This window comes from Shewanella insulae (assembly GCF_009831655.1).
Taxonomy (GTDB): Bacteria; Pseudomonadota; Gammaproteobacteria; order Enterobacterales; family Shewanellaceae; genus Shewanella; species Shewanella insulae.
Window position 1 is genome coordinate 161,698 of the sequence record NZ_WRPA01000012.1, and the last position, 11,478, is coordinate 173,175.

Sequence of the window (11,478 nt, forward strand, 5' to 3'; positions counted from 1 at the left end):
ACTACTTTGTTACTAATAGGGTGTTTTTATTTGTTCGAGCCTAATACTTTATTATGACTAATTTATTAAACGCTCGTTTATTTTTCCATATTCTATATAAGAAGGAATTAATATCAAGTGATGATGAGCTACTACCTTCGGGCAGGTTGCATGGGATGTCAGCTTAGGATGAGACGCTGTGCTTGAAGTCGCATGCGCGAGTAGTGAGTGAGGAGCAGGATTAAGGCGGCAGATTGCCGCCTTGGCCATAGCTCGGTTTAATCGATTGATATGACATTAAGTTGCCAGTCGGGGAGCTTTTCCTCGAGATCTGGCCTGATGCGTGACAGGTCGCCGCGAATGACAATCACAGGTGCTTGGTTAAAATAGCCTTTCGCCATGGCCTGCAGGGCTTGGGGGGTTAACTGCTGCCAGCGTGTGAGTCTAGCTGTTAAGGAGTCGGCTCGTGCTTGCCTAGCCAACGCCTGGCTATAGGCTTCCACGCGTTGTTGTGGGTTATCAAGACGCAGGACTAACTGGCTAAACTGTGAGGTTTTCAGGGCAGCCAACTCTTTGTCTGAGGGGGGAGCATCGGCCGCTAAGGCAAGATGATCTAAGATACCGCGAATGAAGGCGCCTGTGTGCTGCAGTTGGGTGGCGCCATAGTATTTGAGGATACGTGCCATGGGGTTGTTAAAGCAACGACCGTAGATGCCATAGGTGAGTCCCCGTTGCTCCCTGAGATCGAAGTAGAGACGCCCAGAGACGCTACGGCCGAGCCAGCGGCTGAGGGCGTCACAGGCAAATGCCGAGGCTTCTTGATCATCTTGTCCTAGCGGCAGGTGATAGCCGATCCGCACCTGAGTCTGTACCGTGCCCGGTGCATCGATGACAAACACTTGCTTGCCATAAGGCCTAAAGGTATCGACGAATGTCTCTGTCTGCCTCTGTTGCTCGCCCAATTGACTCAGGCTAATGGCAAGTCGTTCCCTTAAGCTGTCATCCACTTGGGGGGCTCCCTCCAGCATTAGATGCCATTGGCTCTGGGCCTTGGTTTGTGCGAGTAGGGAGAGTAGCTGAGGTTCATCCAGACTTTGCTGCAGGGCCCTGTTATTCAAGGCGTTAGTATAGGGATGCTCGCCGCCGAGGATCTTCTTGGCCCAGACCTCTTCTATCTCGCTGCCGTTAAAGGCTCGAATGTGCTTATCCAGGGCGAGCTGGCGCCTAAGCCTTGGCAGATCCAGCTCGCCATAGGCATCGGACGACCAGCTTTGAGCCAAGATATCGACAGCCGGCGCCAGTTTTGATGCCGGGCATTTGAGGCTTAGTCGTAGGCCATGAATGCTAGGGTGTACGGTCAGCCCCTCTAGACAGGGCAGGTCGTGGTGATTGGCCAGTTTGACACTAAGCTGTTCGAAAGCCGTGTGCAGAATATCGAGGTTTTCATAGGGGGCATATGGACTCACGGCCAGCAGGTGTATGCCCACCAATTGCGAGGGCGTGCCGGGGAGTCGATGCAGGCTCACATGGTCTGACAGCAAGATAACCTCCGGTGACGCCATAGGCCTAAAATCGCGTCTTGCCAGCGCAGGTGCATTGGTGGGGGCGGTGAAGCTCGGCACCTTTGGGGCTTGCACCTGTGTAAAGGTCAGCCGGGTCTGCTGACAGCCGCCGCTCCAGAGGCTGCAGATGAGGATCAAGAGTAAGCTTATGGGTCTCATAGCACCTTCTCCTCCAGTGAGTCGGACAGGCCTTCGGGCAGCCACTCTAATATCGCCTTGCCCCAACGTATGTACCAGGGAGGCAGCAGGTCGAGACGAACATAGCCCGGACTCAGATACTGCCGGGTAACCCTTTTGATATCGGCCTGGGTCACGGCGTCAATTCGCTCCCAGGGGGCAGATAGGGGATGAGTCCTATCCCTCTGTTGGCTGGTGCCGAGTAGATTGGCCAGACTGACGTTGTTGTCCAGTTTTCTCAGGTGGGCGAGCAACCAACGACGTTTGAGTTGATCGAGTTCGCGAGGCGTCACCCCTTGGTTGGCCAGCAGTTCGACCATGTCTGTGATGCGCTCGCTGAGATCGTCGAGGGAAATCTTGGCTCTGGGCACCAGGATGAGATTCATCACCCCTAGATGTTCCATGGAGAGGGGGATAGAGTAATGCAGCAGGGTTTCAGGCGTCTTGAGGTTGTATCGTTCCAGCATGCTGGTGCGGTTTTGTAGCAGATAGTCTTCGACCAGCGTTAGGGCGGCGGCGTCTGGATGCAATGCGCCCACTGTGTGCCAGGCGAGTAAGATTCCGGGCCAGGGGCCGCGGCTGTCGACTATCTCGCCTCGAATCGGGCGACGCTCGACCTCTAGCGGTGTAAAGCGTGCCTGGGGATGGCTGGGGTTCTGCCAGGCGCCGAAGTATTTGTCGACCCAGTTATAGGTCTCTAGCGGCAAGTCGCCGACGATGGCCAGTTGCATGGCGTCGGGACGGTAAAAGTCATGGTGAAAACGACTCAGGCTGGCGGGCGTGGCCGCCGAGATATCGTCAACTGAGCCGATCACCGCATGGTCATAGGGGCTATCCTTTACCTGATTGAGCAGAAACGCCATGGCCGGACGAATATAGGGCTGATTGTCTATGGTGGTGGCCATCTCCTCCAGTACGGTCTGCTGCTGATTGCGCACCGTCTCCTCACTGAGTCTGGGTCGGATGAAGCGATCCGATTCGAGCCAGAGGGCCAGCTCTAATGCCTGGCTGGGAAGGTTGACGTAGTAATTGGTGGAATCGAAGAAGGTGCTGGCGTTGAAATAGCCGCTATGGGCGCTCATGGTCTGACTATAGCTGTCACCCGGTGCGTTTTCGCTACCCTTGAACAGCATATGTTCGAACAGGTGGGCGTAGCCAGATTCACCCTCTAGCTCGTTGCGCGAGCCAACCGCAAACTGGCTAGAGAGGGCGACGCTCTGTTTATTGGGCAGGGGTAATAGAAAGATGTTCAGGCCGTTATCCAGCTCATGTCGGCTAATTTGCTGCTCTAGCTGATAGAGGGGCGCGGCCAATGTCTCTAGGCTCGGCTCATCGGCCGAGGCATTCAAGCCCAGTAGGCCGAGCAGAGGGACGAGCAGGAAATTGTGGCGTAGTGGACTTGGCATCTTATTGTATTTTCTGAAATTGGCTTATTTTAATCCTATCCGTTTTGCCAGGCGGTGTAAATTACCCGAATCGACCTCGAGATCCCTGGCGGTGGCCGCCCAGTTATTATCGTGTCGAGTGAGGGTCTGGCGTATATAGTCTGCCTGAAAGGCTTCGGTGGCCTGTTTCAGATTACCGCTGAATTGCGGTGCCACGGCTTTACTGCTGCTTTGAATGGCTCGCGGCGCCGAGTTGGCAAACTCGAAATGTTCTGGATTGATGAGGCCGTTGTTGCCGGACGACTGCGCCCTGGCAAGAATGGCCGCACGGTAGATGCTGTGCTCCAGCTCCCTGACGTTGCCGGGCCATTGGTAGCCCTCTAACATGGCCAGGCTGGTGGGGCTGAGCCTCAGGGTCTGTAGCCCAAGTTGCTGACGGCAGCGCTCGACGAAGAAGCCGCTCAGCAGGGTGATATCCTGCTCCCGCTCTCTCAGCGGCGGTGCGACCAGGGGGAAGACACTGAGTCTGTGGTAGAGGTCGGCGCGAAAACGTCCTGCCAGCACCTCGTTTTTCAAATTCTTGTTGGTGGCGGCGATGATTCGAACGTCCACCTTGAGGCTGCGATCGTCACCGACTCTTTGCAGATCCCCATATTGCAATACCCTGAGCAGTTTGGCCTGTAATGTCAGTGGCAGTTCGCCGATCTCGTCGAGAAACAGCGAGCCTTTGTCGGCCATCTCGAACTTACCGCTACGGTTGCTGACGGCGCCGGTAAAGGCCCCTTTGACATGGCCAAATAGCTCACTCTCGGCCACAGATTCTGGCAGGGCGGCACAGTTGAGGTAGACCAGGGGCTCAGCGGCACGCATGGAGCCCTGGTGGATCTCGTGGGCGATCAGTTCTTTACCCGTGCCCGTTTCGCCCATGATAAGCACGTTGAGATCTGTCGGCGCCACCACGGCGATCTCCTGCTTGAGGTTGTTCATCACCTGGGACTGACCGATGATCTCCTTGGTGCCTTCCTTATTCTGGGTCGTGCCGTCGTCCTTGTCCCACTGGGCCTGCAGCGCCTGTTTCTCCAGCTTGTCGATCAGCAGGGCGTTGTTGAGAGACGCCGAGGCGATGGCGCTGATCCCCCTGAGCTGTTCATTGGTGAAGGACTTAAATTGATCCGGATCGAAGCCATCTATGGTCACGGCGCCGATTAGGCTGCCGTCGGCCAGCAGGGGCAGGCCGATACAGGCGTGTACCGTGAGGTTATCCCCCTGATTGGGGATCAGGCCGTCGTAGGGATCGGGTAGATCGCTGTCGGCGGGAAAGCGCACCACGTCACCGGCGCGGGCGATCGCCTCTAGCCTGGGGTGTTCATGAAGGACGAAGCGGCGGCCCAATACATCTGGGCTCAGGCCGTTGATCGCCAGAGGAGTGAACTGCTGCCCCTTAAACTCCAACAGCGCGGCGGCGTCGCACTGCATACTTTCCCTGATGGTGTCGAGCAGGCGCGAGAACCTGTCATGATTGGATAATCCCGAGGTGATATCTAACGCCATCCGCGTTAGTTGGGTTTGACTTAGTGCCATGGGGTCTCCGAAATGTAGCACCTATGCCAGGCTGTATCCTTCTGTACTGGCATGCTGCGGTGGTATTAGATCTTAGTATATGTCAATTTAACACTAATGTTTATTGTCATTTTTACACTTTCTTTGAGGGTAAAAAGGGGTCGCTATGACCCCTTTGTTGAGTGATGTCAGGCCTTATGCGTTAGCCGACAGTGTGGAATCGGCAACGGGCCCAGTACCCTTGGCACCGATGGCTTTCTTGATGATGTCGAACAGGAAGGCGCCTAGGAACAGACCACCTGCACCGAAGATGACGTCACCAGGGACACGCATCCATACCAGTGTCTCAACCAATGGGCTGTGGATCACCTCAGGTGAACGGGCGAACCAGTAGCCATTTTCGATGACGGCGAAGAACTGAGTCAGACCGACAGGTAGCAGTGACATGAAGACCATGGCTGCCAGACCTATGTTCAGGCTCCAGAAGGCACCCTTAAGCAGCTTGTCGCTCCATTGGATCTGACCGGTGAGACCACGCAGACAGAAGAGCATCAGACCAACACCCAGCATGCCGTATACACCCATGAAGGCAGCGTGGCCGTGGGTCGCAGTAGTGTTAAGACCCTGGATGAAGTATAGCGAGATTGGTGGGTTGATCAGGAAGCCCAGTACGCCGGCACCCACTAAGTTCCAGAAGGCGGTTGCGACGAAGAACATGATGGCCCACTTGTAGCGAATCATCCAAGGGCTGGCGTTACGCATACGGTAGCTCTCGATAGCTTCGAAGCCAATCAGTGCTAGCGGTACCACTTCCAGTGCAGAGAAGATGGCGCCCCAGGCGATCACACCCGTTGGTGTACCAGTGAAGTAGAGGTGGTGCAGGGTACCGATAAGGCCACCGGTGAGGAAGATAACCGTGGCGAACAGTACGGCGCCGTTGGCGCTACGAGCACGGATCAGGCCTAGACGTACCAGCATCAGGGCGATAACCGAGGTCGCGAAGGTCTCGAAGAAGCCTTCTACCCATAGGTGAACTACCCACCAGCGCCAGTACTCGGCGATAGCCAGGTTGGTGTGCTTGCCCATGAAGAGACCGGCACCATAGAAGAGGCCGATGGCGACACAAGAGGCGTACAGTACCCAGATAACAGGGCGCATCTCACCTTGCACCTTAAGGGCTGGGCGGATGGCGGCGGTGACCAGGGTTAGCCAGATTAATAGACCAGCGAGTAGCAGTACCTGCCAGACGCGGCCGAGATCGATATATTCGTATCCTTGATGACCGAAGAGGAAGTTGGTATCCAGGTCGAAGTATTGTTGTACACCGATCCATTCACCGGCCATTGAGCCCAGTACTACGATTACCAGGGCAACCCAGAGGACGTTGACGCCAAGGCGTTGGAACTTAGGCTCGTAACCCGATAGCGCAGGTGCGATATAGAGGCCGGTGCCAAGCCAGGCGGTGGCGATCCAGAATACTGCTAGCTGGGTGTGCCAGGTACGTGTTACTGAGTAAGGCAGGATCTCGGATAACGGAATACCGTAGAAGTTTTGGCCTTCTACCGCGTAGTGAGCCGTTATGCCCCCCAGGAGGACCTGTAGCAGGAAGAGACCGACCGCAGTAACGAAGTATTTACCCACGGCTTTCTGTGAGGCCGTTGGCTTCTTGAGGAACAGGGGATCTTCCTTGGCGGGTGTTGGCAGCTCTTCATGCTTGCCAGCCGCATGATGCCAAACCAGAGCGCCGACACCTGCGATCAGGGTCACGATACTCAGGATAGACCAGACGATGTTGTCAGAGGTTGGGGTGTTACCCAGCTGAGGGTCGAATGGCCAATTGTTTGTGTAGGTGTACTCTTGACCTTCACGTTCGGTGATGGCGGCCCAGGCACCCCAGAATAGGAAGGCGTTTAGCTGTTGACGACGCTCTAGGTCGGGTACAGTGCCTTCTTTCATCGCGTATTGTTCACGCAGAGTAGCAAGCTTAGGATCGTCACCGAAGAGAGACAGATAGTGATCCGAAACCTCTTCAATCGCCTTGACGCGGGTGTCAGACAGGCTGATGTGAATCTCACCATTGGCCGAGGTGGTCAGGCTGTTGTGGCGAAGATCGTCACGCAGAGACTGTTCGAGCCCGGCTTTCTTGATAGAGTCCAGTTCGTTAAAGCTTCTGCCATATTGCGCCTTGGCGGTGATATCTAACCAGGCCTGAGCCTCACGGTGTAGCCAGTCTGCGGTCCAGTCTGGGGCAACGTAGGAGCCGTGACCCCAGATAGAGCCCAGCTGGTGTCCGCCCATAGAGCGCCAAACCAGTTGACCGCGTTCGATATCATTTTGAGTGAACAGGGGCTGACCCTGAACATCGGTAAAGGCAGTGGGAATCGGAGGTTTCTCGCGATAGATGTCACTGCCTATGCTTAGCAGGACAGAGAAGGAAGCGATAAGTACTATCAAGAGTGCTATCGCCGTTAGCCGTTGTTTATTCATAGAGCCTCTCAGCGCAATATATTGTAGGTGTGGAGTACCCTGATATAGCAGCTAACGTGCCAACTATTTAAGTGGTTGATTATAATGGGTTAACCGTATGTTGGTGTCTTATTAAATTGTCATAATGACACTTGCATCAAAGTGTATAAATGACATAGCGTGTCAAAAAGACAGTGTGTGTTTTGTCTGTGTCGATTTGATACTTTTTGGTTGGGTGGGATGATCTATGTTGACCAAAAAGCCAACCTCAATGGCTGGCTTTATTTGGCGATTCCGTTAGGGATATAGGTAGAGCCTTCAGCGGTAATGCCTAAGCCTATATTGGCGAGACGAAAGTCTACAGCCATCTAGCGATAGAGGGACGGGTCATCCTTATTGGGGCGTGTCTTAAAGCGTCTGTGCAGCCACATATATTGCGCCGGGCTGCGGTTGATGATCGACTCTATGATGCGATTGCCCCGCTTGGCATCTTCCAGCTCATTTTCGCCGGGGAAATCCTCCAGCGGCGGCTGGATCTCTATGGTGTAGCCCTTATCGTCTTGGTTACGCACGACCACGAAAGGCAGCACCTTGGCCTTGCCCAGCTTGGCGAGGGTGGTGGCACCTGTGATGGTGGCGGCCTCTGGCACGGCGAAGAAGGGGATGAAGACGGCGCTGGAGCGGCCAAAATCCTGATCCGCCGTATACCAGATCACATCGGGATTACGCAGGCTGCGCACCATCTGCCTGAGGTCCCGCTTAGGCACAAGTCCCTTGTTGGAACGAAGACGTCCCTTCACCTGAAGGTATTCCATCAGCGGATTGTTATGGGGGCGGTAGACGCCTATGCCAGGTTGAAATTGACCGAAGATGCGTGCCCCCATCTCCAACGGCAGGCAGTGCACCGCGAAGAGGATCACCCCCTGACCGGCGGCCAGGGTCTGTTCCACGTGTTCCTGTCCCTTGATGGTCATGTGGTGCTGAATGCGCGCGTCGCTCCACCACCAAGCGTTGGCGATATCGAAGATCGCCTTACCCGTCTCTTCGAAGTTGCGGGTCAGTAAGGCCTGCTGCTCGGCTGGGCTCATCTCGGGGAAACAGAGCTCTATGTTGCGTTTGGCTGTGTTCACGCGGCTGCCGGCGATCGCCATGGCTAAGCGGCCTATGCCTTGCCCCAGTTTCATCTGGGCCTTGAGGGGCAGCAGCTGGGTCAGGCGCATGAGGCCGACGCCTAACCAGATGAGCCAGTACTTGGGATGGAAAAATTGAGCGGAGAATTGAGCGTTTTCGACCACGGTTGACCCTAAGGGAATGACAAAAATTACTGCTTATTCTAACTCAATTTGTTGGGAAAATTAGGTATAATCAGGGATTAATTTTCGCAAAAAGATAAGTGCCATATGAAGATTTCTCTGCCAGCTTTCGAAAAAGCAAACGTTCTGGTCGTCGGTGATGTGATGTTAGACAGATACTGGAGCGGCCCAACGGGACGCATTTCGCCCGAGGCGCCAGTGCCCGTGGTACGAGTGAATCAAATCGAAGACAGACCCGGCGGGGCGGCAAACGTTGCCTTGAATATCGCCAGCTTAGGTGGCCAGGTGAGCTTGGCGGGCATAGTGGGTGAGGATGAGAACGCCACCGCTTTGACTCAGGGCATTGAGGCACTTGGCGTCATGCCCAAGTGGCACACTGTGGCCGAGCTTCCCACCATCACTAAGCTCAGGGTGATGTCTCGCAATCAGCAGCTGATTCGCCTCGACTTCGAGGAGGCCTATCCGGCCGAGCAGAGTCAGGCACTGCTGGCGAGTGCAGAGAAAGAGCTGGATAAGGTGGCCGTGGTGGTGTTGTCTGACTACGCCAAGGGGGCCATCGATAAGCCAGAGGCCTTTATCGCCAAGGCTAAGGCCAAGGGAGTCAAGGTGCTGGTGGATCCTAAGGGCAGTGACTTCTCCCGTTATCGCGGCGCCAGCCTGCTAACGCCTAACATGAGCGAGTTTGAGCAGGTGGTTGGCAAGGTTGAAGATGAGGCGGATCTGGTGGCAAAGGCTAAGCGACTGCTTGCCGAGTATGATTTTGAGGCCCTGCTGGTTACGCGCTCCGAGAAGGGGATGACGCTGATCACAGTCGATGCTCCCGAGCTGCATATACCGACCGTTGCCCGCGAGGTCTATGATGTTACCGGCGCCGGTGACACAGTGATCTCGACCCTGGCCACTTCTCTGGCGGTGGGCTGTGACCTGCCGGTGGCCTGTGCCCTGGCCAACACGGCCGCGGGTATCGTGGTGGGTAAGCTGGGTACCTCTACCGTGAGTCGCATCGAGTTGATCGCGGCGTTGAACCTGAGCCATGGCGAGAGTGGCTATGGGGTCGTCAGCGAAGATCAATTGGCCTATGCCCTGGAGCAGGCCAAGCTGAAGGGCGAGCGCGTGGTGATGACCAATGGTTGTTTCGATATTCTCCATGCCGGCCATGTGAGTTATCTGCAGCAGGCTAAGGCTCTCGGTGACAGGCTTATCGTGGCGGTTAACGATGATGAGTCGGTGAAGCGTCTCAAGGGCGACGGCCGTCCGGTCAACAAGCTGGATCGCCGCATGGCGGTGTTGGCTGGGCTTGCCTCGGTCGATTGGGTGGTGCCTTTCAGCGAAGACACGCCACAGCGCATCATCTCAAGGCTGTTGCCAAGCAAGTTGGTGAAAGGTGGGGACTATAATGTCGAGGATATCGCCGGTGGCAAGGAGGTGATTGCCGCCGGAGGCAGCGTCGAGGTGCTGGGCTTCGAAGATGGCGTCTCTACCACGGCCATCATCGAAAACATCATGGCCAAGCAGTGATCCCAGAGACGTTACTGATCGCCAGTGCCTGGTTCTGGGCGCCCATGCCCACTGGCCAGGCCCTGGTGTGTCAGACGTCTCATATTCATGATTGTCTGACTCAGTTACCAAGTGAGGCCAGGGCACAACTTCCCTCCAACCCCGAGGCCCTGATGACGCAGATGGGCCGACGCGGTGCCATGGTCAGGCCTCTGGCCGATCCCGAAATTACCGGCCTGGTGTTAATGTTTGATGAGCGGCTCCCTAAGGCATACTCGGCGCTGTGGAACGGTCAGGTTTATGCCCTGCCGATAGAGCAGGCCTACGAGATGACCCTGCTTCACGAGCTGGGACATTTGGCGGTGAGTCGCTCGCGCTCTCCTTACTTACAAGCCGACGAGCTTACGCCCTATCAACACGAGTGGCTGGCGGATTTCTATCTGCTCTGGTCGTTGGCGAGAGAGGGCCAAGGCGAATCACTGGCCTGGCAGCAGTATCATAGGCGTAACCTGGAGGTGTTCGAGAGCGTGACAGCCATTTCTCACTGGTCGACGCCCATGCTCTCTCAACTGTTAGAAAGGTATAGCTGGCAGACGCTAGGGGCATTTGAGGATTTCGATTCGCTTATCGACGTCGTCTACCCAGATCTCGTTCAGTATGATCAGGAAACGCTCGATGAGTTTGCCAGCCTGCTCCAATGGCTGTTTGGCGCAGCGACCCAGGCTAAGTTGCCCCAGTATATGTTTTGGCGTAGATCCGAGATGGGTAGGTTTATTCGGCCCACAGTGAGGCATATGATGGGAGAGTTGGCCGCGGAGCAGTGGCTGACGGAGCAGGCGATGCAGGGAGATTAGTCGGCTAACTTGTGATGCCAGAAAATGAAAAGGAGCCAGAGGCTCCTTTTTTGCTTATTGCTTTCGAGGTGGACGGCGTTCGCGCAGGACGACATCTGGGTTAAAGTCGATATCACCTTCGTCGTCAATGGTAGCGAGTTGATCTTCCTGCTTAGCGATCGCGGTACTCGTTGTTGGGGTCTGCCTGACAAAGAGTAACTGATAACCAAGTTTCGCTAAGGTGTAGAAGGCGAATCGCTGTGCCGTCGTCAACCTGTCCCAATGTTCGTTAGCGTGAGCCTGAGAAACGCGCCTATCCTCGAAAGATAGCAGTCCATTATTTAGCACTTGAGTTTGCATTTTCAAAGCCTCTTTAGGAAACGCTAACATTGTTACATGATGATTATATAATCAGATGTTAATCCAATATGCAAGCGATTCACCTGACCAAAACGCGGCCTCTCAGGCTAAGTATAGCCGAAATGTTTAGATAACTTTCCATCAAAAAGCAAGGTGGTGGTGGGTAAAAAATAAACTGCAATCTAATCAGTAATGTTTATCTAATTTTATTTTCAACAGGCAATAAAAAAGGTTCATCGCGGATTAGCGTGGACTGGAAATGAAAACGGTTGGAGAGTTATTGTTTAGTCGCCAAACAAAAACAATGACCAACCCCAACCGTTCTCGATGTCGAATATTACCTTTC

General features: G+C 54.9%; 8 protein-coding genes. 2 read left to right on the forward strand and 6 right to left on the reverse strand.

The genetic code is table 11. The features are described from left to right. Nucleotides 1-257 precede the first annotated feature (257 nt). The 5 genes from GNT65_RS14140 to GNT65_RS14160 form a co-directional block, all read right to left on the reverse strand. Nucleotides 258-1,700 carry a M16 family metallopeptidase gene (locus GNT65_RS14140; RefSeq protein ID WP_160797259.1) on the reverse strand — a complete coding sequence of 481 codons (1,443 nt, stop codon included), beginning with the start codon at nucleotides 1,698-1,700 and terminating at the stop codon, nucleotides 258-260. Next, a complete protein-coding gene (locus GNT65_RS14145) occupies nucleotides 1,697-3,124 on the reverse strand; it encodes a M16 family metallopeptidase (protein ID WP_160797261.1) in 1,428 nt (475 codons plus the stop codon). The genes GNT65_RS14140 and GNT65_RS14145 overlap by 4 nt, the downstream gene beginning before the upstream one ends. Before the next feature lie 24 nt (nucleotides 3,125-3,148). Then, a complete protein-coding gene (norR, locus tag GNT65_RS14150) occupies nucleotides 3,149-4,684 on the reverse strand; it encodes a nitric oxide reductase transcriptional regulator NorR (RefSeq protein ID WP_160797263.1) in 1,536 nt (511 codons plus the stop codon). Between the two features lie 174 nt (nucleotides 4,685-4,858). Further along, complete coding sequence (locus tag GNT65_RS14155; RefSeq protein WP_160797265.1) at nucleotides 4,859-7,150, reverse strand: nitric-oxide reductase large subunit; 2,292 nt, start codon at nucleotides 7,148-7,150, stop codon at nucleotides 4,859-4,861. A gap of 347 nt (nucleotides 7,151-7,497) precedes the next feature. After that, complete coding sequence (locus GNT65_RS14160) at nucleotides 7,498-8,424, reverse strand: LpxL/LpxP family Kdo(2)-lipid IV(A) lauroyl/palmitoleoyl acyltransferase (RefSeq protein ID WP_160797267.1); 927 nt, start codon at nucleotides 8,422-8,424, stop codon at nucleotides 7,498-7,500. A gap of 105 nt (nucleotides 8,425-8,529) precedes the next feature. On the opposite strand from GNT65_RS14160, the gene hldE reads away from it, so the two are divergent. After that, the gene (gene hldE, locus GNT65_RS14165; protein WP_160797269.1) at nucleotides 8,530-9,960 is read left to right on the forward strand and encodes a bifunctional D-glycero-beta-D-manno-heptose-7-phosphate kinase/D-glycero-beta-D-manno-heptose 1-phosphate adenylyltransferase HldE; all 1,431 of its coding nucleotides are present in this window, start codon (nucleotides 8,530-8,532) and stop codon (nucleotides 9,958-9,960) included. After that, entirely contained in the window at nucleotides 9,957-10,793 is an 837-nt protein-coding gene (locus GNT65_RS14170; RefSeq protein WP_160797271.1) for a hypothetical protein, read from the forward strand. The genes hldE and GNT65_RS14170 overlap by 4 nt, the downstream gene beginning before the upstream one ends. Nucleotides 10,794-10,847: 54 nt before the next feature. On the opposite strand, the gene GNT65_RS14175 is transcribed toward GNT65_RS14170, so the two are convergent. Then, entirely contained in the window at nucleotides 10,848-11,132 is a 285-nt protein-coding gene (locus tag GNT65_RS14175) for a hypothetical protein (RefSeq protein ID WP_239869114.1), read from the reverse strand. Between the last annotated feature and the right edge of the window lie 346 nt (nucleotides 11,133-11,478).